At 61.9% G+C, this 17,502-nt stretch carries 7 protein-coding genes; 2 read left to right on the top strand and 5 right to left on the bottom strand.

What is annotated here, in order from left to right; genetic code table 11:
* Window positions 1-36 precede the first annotated feature (36 nt).
* Both aroC and WBB14_RS08655 read left to right on the top strand, forming a co-directional pair.
* Entirely contained in the window at window positions 37-1,107 is a 1,071-nt protein-coding gene (aroC, locus tag WBB14_RS08660) for a chorismate synthase (protein WP_424239459.1), read from the top strand.
* Between the two features lie 37 nt (window positions 1,108-1,144).
* Entirely contained in the window at window positions 1,145-1,984 is an 840-nt protein-coding gene (locus WBB14_RS08655) for a M48 family metallopeptidase (protein WP_424239458.1), read from the top strand.
* A gap of 53 nt (window positions 1,985-2,037) precedes the next feature.
* Here WBB14_RS08655 and WBB14_RS08650 read toward each other — a convergent pair whose 3' ends face one another.
* From WBB14_RS08650 to WBB14_RS08630, 5 genes are all read right to left on the bottom strand, one after another.
* Window positions 2,038-3,996, bottom strand: a complete 1,959-nt coding sequence (locus WBB14_RS08650) for a bifunctional diguanylate cyclase/phosphodiesterase (protein ID WP_424239457.1) — start codon at window positions 3,994-3,996, stop codon at window positions 2,038-2,040.
* A gap of 17 nt (window positions 3,997-4,013) precedes the next feature.
* On the bottom strand, window positions 4,014-4,697 hold the full coding sequence (locus tag WBB14_RS08645) for a transglutaminase-like cysteine peptidase (RefSeq protein ID WP_013392874.1): 684 nt from the start codon (window positions 4,695-4,697) through the stop codon (window positions 4,014-4,016).
* A gap of 104 nt (window positions 4,698-4,801) precedes the next feature.
* Window positions 4,802-8,005 carry a retention module-containing protein gene (locus tag WBB14_RS08640; RefSeq protein ID WP_424239456.1) on the bottom strand — a complete coding sequence of 1,068 codons (3,204 nt, stop codon included), beginning with the start codon at window positions 8,003-8,005 and terminating at the stop codon, window positions 4,802-4,804.
* Between the two features lie 160 nt (window positions 8,006-8,165).
* On the bottom strand, window positions 8,166-12,356 hold the full coding sequence (locus WBB14_RS08635) for a retention module-containing protein (protein ID WP_424239455.1): 4,191 nt from the start codon (window positions 12,354-12,356) through the stop codon (window positions 8,166-8,168).
* Window positions 12,357-12,518: 162 nt separating this feature from the next.
* Window positions 12,519-17,502 (bottom strand): VCBS domain-containing protein (locus WBB14_RS08630; protein ID WP_424239454.1); only part of this gene is annotated, 4,984 nt, incomplete at its 5' end.

The following is a 17,502-nucleotide window of genomic DNA, read 5'->3' as shown; positions in this document are numbered from 1 at the left end:
TCGGGGTTGCTTGCAAACCCGACCTCTTGACTCCCTATGCCCGGCAACACCCTAGGTACCCTCTTTACCGTCACCAATTTCGGCGAATCCCACGGGCCGGCCATCGGTTGCGTCGTGGATGGCTGTCCTCCGGGACTGTCGCTGGATGCCTCCGACATCCAGCTCGAACTGGACCGTCGCCGCCCAGGCACGTCCCGCCATGTTACGCAGCGCCAGGAAGCCGATCAGGTGGAAATCCTGTCGGGCGTATACGAGGGAGTGACGACGGGCACGCCGATCGGCCTGCTCATCCGCAATACGGATGCGCGCAGCAAGGACTACACCAACATTGCCGATACCTTCCGTCCAGGCCATGCCGACTATGCCTATTGGCGCAAGTTCGGTGTGCGCGACCCGCGCGGGGGCGGCCGGTCATCGGCGCGCCTGACGGCGCCGACGGTTGCGGCGGGCGCCATCGCCAAGAAATGGTTGGCAGAGCAATACGGCGTCAAGGTGCGTGGCTACATGAGCCAGCTTGGCCCCATCGCCATTCCCTTCGTTTCCTGGGACGAGGTCCCTAATAATCCGTTCTACGCGCCCAACGCCGAGGTCGTGCCGGAACTGGAAGCCTACATGGACCTATTGCGCCGCGACGGTGACTCCGTGGGCGCGCGGATCGAGGTGGTGGCTGAAAACCTGCCCGCCGGCTGGGGTGAACCGATCTATGACCGCCTGGACGCCGACATCGCCCACGTGATGATGGGGTTGAATGCCGTGAAGGGCGTATCGATCGGTGCGGGTTTCGACAGCATCGCGCAGCGCGGCTCGGAGCATGGCGACGAACTCACGCCGGACGGCTTTCTCACCAATAACGCGGGCGGCGTATTGGGCGGCATTTCAACTGGCCAGCCCGTCACGGTGTCGCTGGCGATCAAGCCGACCTCCAGTATCCGGGTCGAGCGCCGCTCCGTGAACCGCGCCAACGATCCGGTCATGGTGCAGACGCTGGGCCGCCATGATCCTTGCGTCGGCATCCGCGCCACGCCCATCGTCGAAGCGATGCTGGCGCTGGTCCTGATCGACCATGCCCTGCGCCACCGCGGCCAGTGCGGCGATCCGGTAGTCTGATACGCTGTCGCTCTTCGAATCGACCGGGAGATCCGCCATGAACCGGAAACGTCATCTGCTGCGCAATGCGGGCGCGGCGCTCGCGCTGGCGGCCATGGCTGGCTGCACCGGCATGAACACCACGCAGTCGGGCGCCATCGGCGTCAACCGGACCCAGTACATGTCCAGCATGGTGCCTTCGCAGGCGCTGGAGCAGGAAGCGACCCAGCAGTATGCCGACATACTCAAGCAGGCGCAGGCCAAGGGCCTGCTGGACCGCGACGCCCAACAGGTGGCGCGGGTTCGCACCATTTCGCAGCGGTTGATCGCGCAGGCGGGAATCTTCCGGCCTGACGCCGCCAGCTGGAAATGGGAAGTGCATGTGCTGTCCAGCAACGAGATCAACGCCTGGTGCATGCCGGGCGGCAAGATCGCCGTCTACACGGGGCTGCTCGGCAAGATCAAACCTACGGACGATGAGTTGGCGGCGGTGCTGGGCCACGAGATTTCGCACGCCTTGCGCGAGCATGCGCGCGAGCGCGTATCCCAGCAGATGGCGACCAACCTGGGATTGTCGGTATTGGCTATCGCCACCGGGTCTTCCGCGGCGTCCGACCTGGGCGGGCAGTTCACTAGCGTCATGTTCACGCTGCCCAATAGCCGCACGCATGAAACCGAAGCTGACCGCATGGGCGTGGAGTTGGCAGCCAGGGCGGGCTACGACCCGCGCGCCGCCGTGACGCTGTGGCAGAAGATGGGCGCCGCCGATCAGGGCAGCGCCCCGCCGGAAATCCTGTCGACCCACCCGTCGGCCGCATCGCGCATCAGCGATCTGCAGGCCGCCGCGCAGCAGGTGCTGCCGCTTTACGAACAATCGAAAGGCAAAGCCTCCCGCTAAGGCCGCTGCGGCGGCCGCGGTGGCTTTTGACCGGGGTCCCGGCTGTGGCCGCCTTAGGCCGCAGCCGTCTTGACACCGGGGCCGCGCATGATACCTATGCCCAGCCTGGCCAGAATGCGCTGCGTTTCGGCGTCCGGCACATCCTCGGCATAGACCGCGATCTTCAGGTTGCGTGCGGTTTCCAGCACCGAAGCCGTCAACTGCTGGCTGCCGGGGCTTTGAGACATGCCACCGACGAAGCCCCCACCCAGTTTCACGTACGACAAGGGCAGCGTGTGCAGTTGCGCCACCGCGCCGAACTGCTGCGCCAGGCGGCGCACACCGATATGCGCGCCGAACTCCGAGGCGACGCGGGCCAGCGTCGCGATCTGCTCGTGGCATTCCACCAGGCCGTGCGCGTCGATTTCCAGGTACAGGCGGCGCGCCAGCGGCCGGTGTTCGGTCAGCAGCAGGGCCAATTGGCGGAAGAACTTCTGGCCTCGCAATGAGGGCAGCGCCACCCGCACGGCGAGTTCGCCGGTGTTGGCAGCCAGCCAATCCAGCCCCAGGCTGACGGCCTCCAGGTCGCAATCTGCCACCAGGTCCAGGCGCACCGCCGGCGGGATGAACAGCGTGGCGGGAATCGGCACCTGATCGGCGGCAGTGCGCATCATCAGCATCGCTTCGGTGCGGACGATGCTGCCATCGGTGGCTTGGAGGTTTTCCGTGGACAGCTCGAAACGGTGCTCTTCCAGCGCGGATTGGATTGCGTCCTTCCAGGCGCGTTCACCCGATTCCGAAGGCGACTGCATGTCGGTCGCGCCCGCGATCACAACCTGGTCGTTGCCGGCGCTTTCAGCGCGCATCAAGCCGAAGTCCAGGCGCGCGAGCACCGGGCCGGCCAGGCTGCCGTGTCCATAGTCGGTCATGGCCTGGGCCCAACGGCACAGATGCCCTTCACCCACGGGAATGCGCGAAGCGTGCAGGTCGGCGCGCACCTGTTCCGCCACCATCATGGCCTGGGGCGCCGCGCAGCCGGGCAACAGCAAGGCGAAATCCGAGCCGTTCAGGCGGGCCAGCAGCGGCGAGGCCACATGCATGCTCTTGAGGGTGCCGCGGATGCGCTCGCAGGCCGCGCGCAACCATTGGTCGATGAACTCCCGCGGCATGTGGCGGTTCAGGTCCGCCAGGTCGCGCTGGCGGAACACCAGCACATGGCCGCCGTCGATGCCGCGTCCCGTCGTGACGGTAGTGGTCTCCAGCGCACGGCGGAACTCGTTGACGAAGTACTTGCGGTTAGGCAGCCCGGTGACCGGATCCTGGTTCAGTTCCAGCTCCAGCGATTCGATCTTGGCGTTTTGCTCTTCGACGCTGGCATGGATGCGCTCGCGGGTCTGGTTCAGGGCCTGCACCACCCCGGACAATTCAGGCACGCGCGCCTCGACCTGTTCCGTCGGCGATTCCTGGCCAATGCTGCGCACGTGGTCGCTGATTTCGCGCAGCAGCCGGTTCTTGATCCAGCCCACCAGCATGAAGGCGAACACGGCCCACAGGATGCCGGCGCCCACCACCAGGGCGATCATCTTGAGGCTGCTGCGCCACAGGGCTTCCCACGCATAAGCGTCGTTCGCGATCAGCGTGACTTCACCGATCTGGCGCCAGCCGTCGCTGACGGCATGGCTGGCCGATTGCGTGGTCAGCGGAGCCAGCGCCTGGAACCAGGCGGGAACCGACGCCGCGGTGGCCGTGGATTTCCGTTCGATCAAGACTTTGCCTTCTGGATCGGCCAGGCGCACCAGCGAGAAGTGCCCGCCGTCATACAGCGCCGATACCAACAGCTCCTGTACGACCGGATCATTGTTCGCGGGCTGCGAGAGCGACAACGCCAACGACACCGCGGCGTCGGTGCTCTGCACCTGCAGTTGGCCGGACAGGTATTCCCTGGCGGAATTCACGCTGAGCGCCAGCGTGCCCAGCAGAATGACGCCGATGGCAAGGGTAACGCTGAGCAATAGCTGTCGAAGTATGGACATAGTCTTATTTCCGGACGTCAGGGGCGTACGCCTTCCCGTTCCATGCGTTGAAGTAGATCACGCCAGCGGCTGAGACGGTCAACCGGCGCGGCGGGTTTGCCGTCCACATAGACGCCGTCGGCATTGAAACTGAACACCGGCGTCAGGTCGCGACGCTGCGTGGCGGGCAAAATGGTCGAGATCAGATTGTCCAGCACCAGCGGCACGGCGTTGGGAGTTTCGTAATAGCCCAGCACCATGTGGGCGATCTGGGTGCTGCTTGCGGCGCCGCCGATCCGTGCGCGGACGTAGATGAAGCGCAGCTTGTTGGCCGGCACGCCCAGCGCCAGCAGCGTGAAGTACTTGCCGATAACGTAGTCTTCACAGTCGCCAGCGCCTCTGCCCAGCGATTCTAAGGGCGTGGCCCAATAATCGGCCTGCTTCCATATGGTGATGTCCTCGCCGGACATCAGGGAGCGGTTCCAGAAATCATTAGCCTGTGTCAGCGCGCCTCTTTCCTGGGCGGGGGCGGGGCTGCGCATCAGCTGCAACCATTCCGACACAGCCTTCGAGCCCTTGGCGCCATAGCGGCTGGCCGACAGGCTCTGCAGCCGGTCGGCGTTCACCTCCAGGGCGGAACTTCCGCCCCAGCCGCAAGCCAGGCATAGCAAAGCCAATCGGCACAGATTCAGCGTGCGGCGGAAACGGCGGGACGATGGCATGAAACGGATTTTCACATTTTTCCGGGCATCTTAGACGCGCCCAGGGAAAAAATGCGTCATGCGGGGCGGGAAGACCCGTTGCGGATCTTCCCGGGAGCTATTGCTCAGGCATGGTCGACGTTCAGCTTACCTTTCTGCAGCAGGTCGTTGATGATGGCCTGATTGCTCATGGACTGGCCGTAGACATCGTGGGTGAGATCCACGTTTTCCAGCACGATCTTCTGGTCCGCGCCCTGGGTGCCTAGCTTGCCCTGGGTATTCACGTCGATGACGGTGCCGTTGCCTTCCAGGTAAAAATTCAGATAGTTGGTCAGGGTGCTGTCGTGCTCGCCGATCAGCAGTTCCTGCAGATCCAGGATGTCGCCACCGTCGGCCTGCTTCTGAGTCGAGAAGTCCATGATCGTATCCGCTGCCGGGGCAGCCGTGGTGCCTTGGTCGTCCAGTACCCACTTGAACGTGTCGCTGTTGTCGTCGTACTGGACGCCATTGCCGTCGCCATACAGGAGGTCATTGCCCATGCCGCCGATCAGGACATCCTTGCCAGCGCCACCTTCCAGATAGTCGTTGCCCGTGCCGCCCGACAGGGTGTCGCGGTCATAGCCACCGTACAATGCGTCATTGCCGCCTTGGCCGTAGAGGATGTCGTCGCCATCGCCGCCGTACAGTACGTCGAAGCGACCGCGTGTATCGCCATGTACCTCCAGGGCGTCGTGGTTTTCCGAGATGAACTTGTGCAGATCGGCATCCGTAGGCTGCACGCCGTTCTTCAGCAGCAAAAACTGTTTGAGCGCCCACAGACCAGACCCGTCTAGCAAGCCCTCGGGTCTGGCGGGGTTGCCATCGATGCCCCAGGGCAACTGGTCCGTATTGATTGCATCGCCGAAAAGAATGTCCGAACCGTCGCCGCCATAGAGGCGGTCGATGTCGGGTGTAGCCAGCACATAGTCAGGCCTGCTGCCGGCCTCCGCGTGTCGACCCGGCCGGTCAGTAGGATCCGGCGGAGGAGGGGGGAGTCCCAACACGCCGCCGTGGTCGCCCAGTATCACGTCATCGCCATTGCCGCCATTCCAATCGTCCATGATTTTCGACCGGTCGCCGTTGTCGTCGTCGCCGGCGATGAACAGGCCCGCATTCATCTTGAACAGATGCTGGCGGGAAATGTCCTGGCCGCCGTCGGCGGTACCACCGTTATCTCTGACGCGAAAATCGAAGGATGACGAGCCGCTGTTGTCGCTGGCGTTTCCAGCGCCGGGCAGGAACACCAGCTTACCGCCGGCCAGGTCCTCCGCACTGATCTCTTGCCCCGACTTGATCACTTTGCCGTTCAGGAGCAGCGTTCCGACCGAGGGGAGGGAATCGATGAAAAGGGACTTCATGGAATGGCCTTCCCCTGGGTCGGAGAACGGAAAGTCATTCAACCCGAATACATAGCGACCTCCGCCAGCCACGACGTTGCCGGAGCCGTCTTGAGAGACTGGAGCATCGTTGATGGGTAGAACGCTGATGCTCAACGTGGAGGAGGTCATAGCCGTCCCGTCTGTCACGGTATACGTGACAGACGGGACGGCTCCATTCCAGTTCGCGTCCGGCGTGAACACATAGCTACCGTCGGCGTTGATGAGGATCGAACCCATGCCCGCCATGTACGCGGTGCTGCCGGCGGAGTACGTCGCACCGTTGACCGTGAACATAGTGACAGTCAGCGCATCATCGTCGACGTCGACCGCTCCCGCGAGCACGTTGCCGGAAGCCGCGTTGTCCTCAGATACATGAGTGGCTTGAGCCTGCAGGACCGGTACGTCGTTGGTGCCGGTGATTTCGACCGTCAAGATGGCCGTGCTTGTACCTCCCTGGCCGTCCGAGACGATGTATGTGATCGAGCTGTGAGTCTGTTCGCCGGCGCCGAGGTGCTGGAAGGCGGAGCCTGGGTTGAAACTGTAGGAGCCGTCGGCGTTCAGCGTGAACGTGCCGCCGTCGGAACCCGCGATGGCGACGCCCACGTTTGCCGTGTTGCCGTTGACGTGCGATACGGTAAGGGTGTCGCCGTCTGGATCACGGTCGTTTGCCAGCACGCCGTTTCGAGCACTGACGTTGAGGGACGAGTCCTCGCTGGCAGCGTCCGAGTCGTCGGCAGCGATGGGTGCGGGGTTGGCGATGGCCCAGTCGAACTTTTGCGAGGTGGTTGCGCCTGAGGGATCGGTGGCGGTAACGGTGATGTCATAGACGCCGGCCCTTCCGCCTTGCGAGGCCGAAGGATCGATGTCGCCAGTAATGATGCCAGTGCGCGGGTCTATGCTCAGGCCGGGCGGCAAGCCCGTTGCAGTGTAGGTGAGCTTGTCACTGGCGTCTGGATCCGAGAAGTGGCCGGAGACGTCGTAGCTCACGTTCGTGTGCGCATCCAGGCTGGAGGTGCCGGAAATGGCGGTGGATGCCGGGCCGTCGTTGGTGCCGATGATGAGCACGACGACGGTCGCCGTAGAGGTGGCGCCGCGGGGATCCGTGATGGTGTAGGACACGGTGCTGGTCACGGATTCGCCCGCCGCGAGGTGGTCGTATTCGCTGCCGGGCGTGAAGACGTAGCTGCCATCAGGCAGTACGGTGAACGTGCCGCCATTGCTGGCCTCAACCGCGACGCCGCCCGAGGTCATGGGGCGGCCGCCCACCGACGTGATCGCCAGAGGATCGTTGTCGGGATCCAAATCGTTGGAGAGCAAGTTGCCGCGCACCAGACTGTTTTGATCACCTTGGCCAGCATCGTCCCTTGCGCTGGGCCCGTGGTTGACGTTGACCAGTGGAGGCGCCTCGTCTTCGTCGACGACGGAACCGGTACTACTGGAAACGCGTGGCATGACATCGGCACGATGGCCGGGATTGGAATAGGCCAAGTCCAGCGGGCTGGTGGTTTCAAGAAGGCGGGCCAGCCGTACGAAGCTGCTGCCACCGTCGCCACCGCCGCCAGTCACGACGGCGGCGGTGGGATCGAGTTCGTCGAACAGGTCGCGGCCTTCGCGCAGGGCCGCCAACAGACGGTTGGAGTCGGTACCCGAGGGCGTGGCCACCGCGGCTTCAGACGGGTCGTCCAACGTGGTTGTCATTTCGTTGGTCAGCGCGACCATGCGGCCTTCGCCGATGACAACCGGCAAACCGTTTTCAAGCTGAAGGGAAACCGTGGCGCCCGAAGCAGTGACGACGTCACTACCAGCGGGGACCTTGCTGCCTTGATGCAGTTCGGTAAGAGAGCCGTCGCCATGGCGTAGCCACGCGCGACCCGAAATTTCGTTGACGATTGCGGCAGAATTGTTGGCCATATTGGTCTCGTTATAGAGCGTTGTCCAAGATGGTTTGATACTAAATGTCGCCGTGATTGCTCGAAACTGGCAATACTAATAGTGTCAAGTAATTTGCATTGAGGCTTGTGGAAAAGTGCATCATGCGAAGATTGCTGCGATTCTTCCGTGGACCCACTGCTTAGCCGTGGTCAACGATCAGCTTTCCCTTTTGCAGCAGGTCGTTGATGATGGCCTGGTTGTTCATGAGCTGGCCGTAGGTATCGTGGGTCAGGTCGACGTTCTCCAGCACGATCTTCTGGTCCGAGCCCTGTGCGCTCAGCTTGCCCCGGGTATGCACGTCGATGACCGTATCGTTGCCTTCCTTGTGAAAATTCAGATACTGGGCCAGTGAGCCGTCATCCTCGCCGACCAGCAATCCCTGCAGATCCAGAATGTCGCCACCATCCGCGGGCTTCAGGACCGAGAAATCCTTGATCGTATCCACCGCCGAGGTGCCTGCGGCGCCTTGGTCGTTGAGTAGCCACTTGAACGTGTCGCTGCCCGAACCACCGTACAGGATGTCATTGCTCTTGCCTCCGAGCAGAACATCGTTGCCGGCGTCGCCAAAGAGTGTGTCGTTGCCGGTACCGCCAGACAGGACGTCGTTGCCCTCGTCGCCGTGGAGTAGGTCGCTTCCACCCTGGCCATAGAGAATGTCGTTGCCCGCGCCGCCATGCAGCTCGTCGTTACCTCCGCGCGTATCGCCCTGCACGTCGAAAAGCGCGTGGTTGTCCGAGATGAACTTGTGCAGATCGGCGTCGGTGGGTTGGATGCCGTTCTTTAGTAGCAGAAACTGTTTGAGCGCGTCCAGGCCGGACCCGGCGGGGAGGTCCGCGGGCTGGGCGGGGGTGCCATCGAGACCCCAGGGCAAACGATCCGTATTGATCGAATCGCCAAACAGGATGTCCGAACCGTCACCGGCATGGATCTTGTCGTCACCGACCGAGGCGGCTTCATTGCTCGACTGGTTGCCGGTTAGCGTTGCCGTGAGCTCTGAAGGATCCCGCACAATCTGTGAGCCGCCTCTGCGGTTCTCCGTGGATGTATAAATGCCTCCGATTTGTGCGTGGAGTTGATCGTCGGTTGGGCTATTGTCATTGAGCACAAATTGGAAGAGGTAATCGCCCGGCCCATAGTAGCTGTCGGTCTGAGTGGCTGCCTCGGTGCCCGATTCAACCGCTACCCATTCAGAACCACTCCATTTCAGCAGGATCCATTTGAACGTATCTACCGGACCCTTGTTGTAAAGCCACAAGTCAAATCTGAACGAGGCGCCGGTCGGATTGGTTATCGTAATTTTGTCGGCCACATTCATGGTTACGGTGAACGATTGACCGTCCGCTGTCGTATCCGTGAGGGCCATCTTGCCTGATGTGAAGTGGCCCCAGCTGCCTCTGGAAGTGTAGGTCGGACGCTCGACAGTGCCATCGCCTTCACGCTGCCATCTAGCGGGGTCGTCGGCGCCCTCGACCCAGTCGCCGTCGAAGTTGATCTGCTTGATATGCCCGGAGCTATTCGTGAACCAACCGCCGGTGTTGTCGAAATTGTCGAGTCTGCCTTGAAAAATCCGCGAGCCGACGCCAATAGCATGCACGTCGCTGATTTCAGCAAGCTTGTTGAACTCGGCGTCGGCATCATAGTTCTTCTCGGGGGTTGGCTCGCCATCCGTCAGGAAGTAGGTGAGATTCTTGTACGGATTGCCGTGGTCATCCACCGTGGGCTGGCCATCAAACCATTTTTTGGTTTCATGCAGGGCGGCGCCATATGGCGTGTTTGGCCCGGTCTCCAGATGCAGAAGACTGCTCACTATTTCGTCGACATTGTCTGGTGTCAGGTCCGAGATCGACTTCTGTACCCTGATATCCTCGTCATTGAACGTGATCAGCGACACGTTGATGGTTCCCTCATGCGTCGCCAACTGACTTTCCAGCAAGTGCTTGAGCGCCTTCTTTGCGGCATCGAGCGCCGTATCCCCATCCGGGTTGGAACTATTCGTCCAGCCCATTGAGTACGACAGGTCCAGCAATAGTGCGATGTTGTAGCTGGTACCTGCAATCACGTTCTTCGCCATACCACCTTGATCGCCCAGCAGCACGTCGTTACCTGAGCCGCCAGATACCGTTTCGTTGCCGTTGTAGCTATCCAAAAATTGGTCGACGTGTACTTTGAATGTTTGTTGATCAGATCTGTCTTCTCCTCCATCGGTGCTGCCGCCGTTGTCCTTGACACGGAACTCGAGGGATGCGCCGGCGCTTGCGCCGGTATTGGATGTGTCGGGGTCGAACACCAGCTTGCCGCCGGCCAGATCCTTTGCGCTGATCTCCTGTCCCTGTACTACCGGCTTCCCGTCCAGGGACAGCGTGCCGCCGGTGGGCAGGGAGTCGATGATCACGGATAACATCGAATGGCCTTCCCCTGGGTCGGAGAACGGAAAGTCATTCATGCCAAACACGTAGCTATTGCCAGCCGCGACGTTGCCGGAACCGTCTAGCGTGACAGGTGCGTCGTTGACGGGCAGCACATGGATATCCAAGGTGGATGAGATCGTCGTTGTTCCGTCTGTCGCGGTGTAGGTGACCTGCGGGACATCTCCGTTCCAGTTCGAATCTGGCGTAAAGGTATAGCTGCCATCTGCGTTGACGAGAACCGAACCCATGCCAGCGAGGTATGCGGTATTGCCAGCGGCATACTTTGCGCCATTGACGGTGAATGTTGTGATGGTCAGCGTGTCATTGTCGACGTCGACCGCGCCCGTGAGCACGTTGCCAGACGCGGCGTGGTCCTCCAATATCGGGTTGATCTGAGCCTGGAGGATGGGCGCGTCGTTGGTTCCGACGACTTCGACTGAGAGAGTAGCGGAGGTCGTTCCTCCCTCGCCATCGGAGACGGAGTAGGTGATCGAGCTGTAGGCTTTTTCGCCGACGCCGAGATGTTGGAAAGCAGAGCCAGGGCTGAAGATGTAGGAGCCGTCGGCATTCAGCGTGAACATGCCGCCGTGAGTTCCTGCGATTGCCGCGCCCACGCTGGCTGCACTGCCGTTCACATGGGAGACAGTCAGGGTGTCGCCGTCCGGATCGCTGTCGTTGGTCAGCACGCCATACCGGGCGCCGACGGTGAGGGGGGTGTCCTCATCCGTGGCGCCGGCATCGCCAGCTGCGGCAGGCATCGCATTGGTGACGTTCCAGTGGAGCTCCTGGGAAGTCGTGGCGCCGGACGCGTCGGTTGCTGTGACAGTTGCGGTGTAACGCCCTTCGATACCGCCTTGCGAAGCAGAATGGCTGATATCGCCGCTGATGATTCCAGTGATTGGGTCGATGCTTAACCCCGGCGGCAGGCCGGCCGCGGTGTATGTAAGCTGGTCGCTGGCGTCTGGATCCGAGAAGTGGCCAGAGACGTCATAGCTTATGTCCGTCTGCGCATCCACGCTGGAGATGCTGGAAATGGCGGTGGATACCGGACCGTCGTTGGTGCCGGCGATCGTCACGACGACGGTCGCCGTGGAGGTGGCGCCGCTGGGATCGGCGATGGTGTATGACACGGTGCTGGTAGCGGCTTCACCCGCGGCCAGATGTTCATATTCATCACCAGGCTCGTAGACGTAGCTGCCGTCAGCCAGGACGGTGAATGTGCCGCCATTGCTTCCCGCCACCACAACGCCGTCCGAGGTCATGGACCGGCCGCCGACCGACGTTATCGCGAGCGGATCGCCGTCTGGGTCCGCGTCGTTGGCGAGCAGGTTGCCGCGTACCTGGCTGTTCTGATCGCCTAGACCCGCGTCATCCCGCGCGCCGGGCGCGGTGTTGACGCTGACTGGCGTGGGCGGTTCGTCGTCGTCGTTGCTGATGGCACCAGCGCCGGACATGCGGGGCAAGTTCATGTCACTGCGGCTGGGATTCGAATAGGTCAGATCGAGCGGGCTGGTGGTTTCAAGAAGGCGAGCCAGGCGTACGAAGCTGCTGCCGCCGTCGCCACCGCCGCCGGCCAAGGCGGCGGCGGTGGGATCGAGTTCATCGAACAGGTCGCGGCTGTCGAGCAGGACAGCCAACAGACGATCGGAGTCGGTGCCCGAGGGCGGCGCCAATGCGGCTTCGGACGGGTCGTCCAATGTGGCGGTCATCTCGTTGGTCAACGCGACCATGCGGTCTTCGCCGATGACGATCGGCATGCCGTTTTCAACCTGAAGGGAAACCGTGGCGCCCGAGGCAGTGACTATATCGCTGCCGGCAGGGACTTTGCTGCCTTGATGCAGTTCGGTCAGAGATCCATCGCCATGGCGCAGCCACGCGCGACCGGAGATTTCGTTGACGATAGCGGGAGACGTATCGGCCATGTTGGTTCCCTTTCCAGGGCGTTATCCAAGATGGCCAGATACTAGATGGCGTTGCCAGAGCTCGATACTGGCAACACTGATAGTGCCTAGCAGCAACGTTGCTGCTAGGGAAAAATTTGCCAAGCCGGGAAGGCCGTTGCGGGCCTTCCCGGGGCTTGCTGCTTAGTTGTGGTCGACGTTCAGCTTACTCTTCAGGAGCAGATCGTTGATGATGGCCTGGTTGCTCATGGCCTGACCGTTGGCGTCGTGAGTCAGGTCGACGTTCTCCAGCACGATCTTCTGATCCGCGCCCTGGGTGGCGAGCTTGCCCTGGGTATTGATCTCGATCAGCGTGTTGTTGGAGTTGGCCGGATCCTGCTTGAAGTTCAGGTACAGCGACAGGTTGGCGTCCTTCTCGCCCACGAGCAGGTCCTTCAGGTCCAGCACATCCCCGCCGTCGGCGACCGAGGCCTTCGAGAAGTCCTTGATCGTGTCGATCGCAGGCTGCGCCGTGGTGCCCTGGTCGCCAAGCTGCCACTTGAACGTGTCGCTGCCGCCGTCACCCCACATGGTGTCGTTGCCCTTGCCGCCGACCAGGATGTCGTTGCCGGCGCCGCCGTGGAGCTCGTCGTTGCCGGTTCCGCCATAGAGCTTGTCGTTGCCGTCATCACCCCACAGGACATCGTTGCCGCCCTGGCCGTAGATGATGTCGTCGCCCTTGCCGCCGTGCAATTCGTCATTGCCGCCACGCGTGTCGCCAGCCGCATCGAACTGACCCGGATTCTGCTTGATGAACTCGTATATCCGTTCGTTCGTCGGGGCGACGCCGTCCACCGCCTTGAGGTAGTCCTTCAGCGAGTCGAGACCGCCACCATTGTGGGATCCCGCGGGATTGCCGGCCCACGCCAGGTGGTCGGTGTTGATCGCGTCACCGAAGATGATGTCGTTGCCGTCGCCACCGTAGACGGTGTCGTGGCCGACTTCAGCCGGATTGCTCGTGCTGCTGCCTCCCTTGAGCGCGGCCGCCAGGTCGTTGGCGGTGTTGACGATGTCAATGGAGCCAGTCTTGCCAGAGACGGCTGTCCATTCAATTGGGGTTCCCCAAAAGTTCCACTTCGTGGGAAAACTGATCTGGCCGTCGCCAGCGCTGTCTGTATTGTCGAAGAAGCGCAGGATGTTGCCGTCGATGCCAGTCCCGATACCGATGCCGTGGACCTTGCTGGTGCCACTCAGGGCTTTGAAGGCGTCGACGGATTCCTTCATGGTGTTGTAGTCGGTATCGTTACCCGGTCCGTCCACCCCCTTCTTGTCGTTGTAGTAGTACTGTGTCGGGTTTCCGTCGGTCAGGAAGAACGTCAGATTCTCGAACTTCGTACCGCTGGAATTTGCTTTGCCCTGATCGGCGAACCACTTCACGGTCGCGTTGAAGGCGGCTTCGTAGTTGGTCCCCGCAGTGTTACCCGTCGCGATAGTCAGATCGTTGATCGCCTTGATCAACTGGCTCAGATTGTCCTTCGTGAGGTTGTTGATCGTGATCGGATCTTGAGCATGGGTTGCGAAGCCGATCAGCGATACATTGACGATGCCGTCGTGGTGCTCGAGATCGTTGGCGAGCTTGACCAGCGCGTCCTTGACCAGCTGCATGCGGTTGACACCGGAACCCGATTGCGCGGACATGCTGCCCGAACGGTCCACCACCAGCGCGATGTTGTAGTTCGTGCCGGGGTTGACGGTCGTGACGTAGCCGCCCTGGTCCGCCAGGATGATGTCATCGCCCGACCCGCCGTTCAGCGGCGGCTTGCCGCCGCTGCCGCTGTCGTCATTGCTGTTGGTCACCAGGTGATCGGCGGAGATGACGAACTTGTGCTCGGTCGAGGTGTCGTTGCCGCCATTCGCCGTGCCGCCATTGTCCTTCACTTGGAAATTGAAGGAGCTGTCCTGCTTGTCGGCGCCCGGAGTGAACTTCAGCAGGCCTTGTTCGATGGCCGACTTCGGAATCTCCATGCCGGCCGTGACCGGCTTGCCGTTATAGGTCATCGTGCCGCTGGTGGGCGGTTGGGTGATGATGACGCTTTGCAGGCTATTGCCTTCGGCTCCATCGTCGAAGCGGAAATCGTTCAACGAGAAGACGTACTGGTTATCGCCAGCTTCCAGGTTCGCGGAACCGTCCACGGTCGTGGGCGCGTCGTTGACACCATTGATGGTGATGGTGATGGTGCTGGTGGCCGAGCCGTCGGCGGAGGCGACCGTGTAGGTCTCGACGATGCTTTCGCCCGCCTTGAGGAACTGGATCGCGGCGTTGTTGACGTTGTAGGTGTAGGTGCCATCGGCTTTCATTACGATGACGCCCAGCGCTCCGCCCGCATGCGTGCTGCTGGCGAGCTTGAGGGTGGCGGTGTCGAAGGTCGACTGGCCTGCATCGGGATCCGTGATCGTGACCGCGCCCTTGACGGTGAGATTTCCGCCCGTGACGTTCACATCTTCCGTGACCGACCGGAAGTCGTTGGTCATCACCGGCACGTCATTGGTGCCGTTGATCGTGATGGTGATGGTCGTGGTGCTGAAGTCGCCGTCGGAATCACGGATGGTGTACGAGAACACGTCCGAGAGCTTGTCGCCTTGCCCCAGTGCATTGACGCGCGGATCGGTGTTGTTCAGGGTATAGGTATAGGAGCCATCGGCGTGGATTGTGATCTTGCCGTACACGCCATTGACCTCGGCGTTGACGTTGCCTTCGATCGCCTTGTTCTGGTTGGCCGAACCCTTGGCCACGCCGACCACGGTGGTCACGTCGGCGCCCACGGCGTCCGCACCGGTGCCGGTGATGACGTTGCCCGTGGCTTCCAAGACCTTGTCTTCCGTCACGCTGGCCGTGTCCGGCTTTGCCTCGGGCGCGCTGTCGGTGATCTGGATGGTCAGCTTGCCGCTGCTACCGTGGCCGCCAGCATTCTTGGCGGTCACGGTGAAGTCGTCATGAACACTGTCCTTGCCGTTAGAGTGATCCTGGGATTTCCCCTTCTCGGTATAGGTGTAAGTGAGCTTGCCGGTAGCCGGATCGTAGCCGGTGATCTTCAGCGTGCCCTTGCCCGTGGTCAGGCTGACGGGGTTGGCATTCGTCGCCTTGGTGACGTCCACGCCGTTTACGTCGACGCTCACGATGCCCAACGCTGCGGAAATCTGCATCGTTCCCGTAACGGTGTCGCCAGTGGCTTCCGCGACCTTGTTCGTCGCGTTCGTAACGGCGGACTCCGCGGTGGAGGTCACGTTGAAATGCGTGTTCACCTTGTCGCCGTCGCCATCCGTTCCGGTAACGCCAACCGTGAAGTCCATCGGGCCGGCGGGAACGCTTTCCGTATAGGAGCCGGTCGTGAGGAAGGACATCTTGACGCCGCTGCCCGCGGTGACCTCGATGCTATCGAATTGAGAGAACGAGGGGGTGCCCTGGCTCAACATCTCCTTCGTGATGTGGATGGCGCCAGTTGTATTGTTCACGGGTACGGTGATGACCTTGGAAACGCCATCGCTCCATATCGTGACATTGAGCGTGCCGCTTCCCTTGACTTCCGCGACATTCAGCGTGAAATCCGAGAGGGCTTTCTTGAAGTCCATGCGGAAGCTTTCGCCCGAGTCGAAGGAGGTGTTGCCGATCCCGAACGAATTTCCGCTGCCGAACGTGTTGGCGTTGAACGTCTTTCCGCCGCCGGCGCTCAGCGTGGCATAGCCGAGGTCATAGGTGGATTGGGGGTTGTTGCTGATCGAGGAGGCCAGGTCGATCGACGCGGTCGTCCCGGGCCGGGCTTCGTGCTGGGTGACGGTATAGCCGCCCTCCGGATTCAGGGTCACCGTGAAGATCTTGGTCCCGCTGGGCGAGAAGATGTCGACCGAAGACTTGTTGAGCGCGCTGGTCGTCCAGTTCTGCGGCAGCTGACCGACAGACGACACAACCAGCGTGGCGCCCACGGCGTCGGCGCCCGTATGGAACTCCAGAGTACCGGTGGCGCTGGTAGCGGCATTCTCCATCACCGTATTGGTGACGGCGCCGAATTCCGGACTGTCATCCTCGATATTGATCGTGATGGTGCCGTTGCTGGTGGCGTGGCCATCGTTGACCTGCACGCCGATGCCAAGCTGGAGCACGTCCTCGATCGAGTTCGTCGGGTGATCCACTTGGCCCGACAGGGTTACGGTGTAGCCGCCCGCGTCGGTCATCGTGACGGTGATGACGGGGTTTCCGTGGAAGTCCTTGCCGACCAGGGTGTGGCCATTGTCCGACAAGGTCCAGACGACAGGTTTCCCTTGCGAGGTCAGGGCGTTGTCCGCCGGCTTGACCAAGGTGACGGTATGGGTGTCCTTCACATCCAAATCGGAGATGGTCAGGTTGCCGGAGTAGGTGACGGCGTTCGTCGTATCGGTGGTGCCCGTGTTGTCCGGTATGCCGTGCGGCAGGCCTTCTTCGGACAGGTTGATGCTGGCGTTGCTGATGGAGGGCAGGTCGTTGGTGCCAGTGATGGTAATCGTCAGCACGGCTTCGCTGATGTCGCCGTCGGCGTCGGTGATGGTGTAGCGGATGGTCTCGGTCAGCAACTGGCCGGCCTGCAGCCCCTGGACAGCCTGCAGGCTGTTGTTGAGCTGATAGGACCAGGTACCGTCGCCATTGTCCACCAGCGTGCCGTACTTGGCGTCGCCGGTGGTGATGACCGTCGTGACTGCATCGGCGCCGAGCGTGTCGTTGCCCAACAAGTTGCCGGTGATGGGGGCGGTCGTGTCTTCGGTGATGCCCGCCGTGTCGTTCTTGGCTTCAGGAGCGGTGTCGGTGATGAGCACCACCAGGTCATCGGACTTGACCTGGTTGGCCGCATCGGTGACGGTGACGGTGAACTTGTCGGTGACGGAGTTGTCGCCGGCGGAGTGATCCTTCGAGGTACCGGTCTGCTGGTAGCTGTAGGTGATCTTGCCGGTGGTGGCGTCGTAGCCGGTCAGCGTGAGCTTGCCCTGGGTGCCGTCGATGACGCGCGGGGTGGTGCCCAGCGCCTGCAGTTCGGCGACGGTGAGGGTGGTGTCGCCGATCTTGACGGTGGCCAGGCCTTCCGGTGCGGTGACGGTCAGTTCGCCGGTGACCGGTTGCGTGGCGTTCTCGGCGATGCTGATGTTGCCAGCGTCGGCGCCG

The organism is Achromobacter sp., assembly GCF_049647645.1.
Taxonomy (GTDB): domain Bacteria; phylum Pseudomonadota; class Gammaproteobacteria; order Burkholderiales; family Burkholderiaceae_B; genus Achromobacter.
The sequence above is the reverse complement of the archived record's forward strand: the minus strand, read 5'-3'. Positions and strand labels throughout refer to the sequence as shown.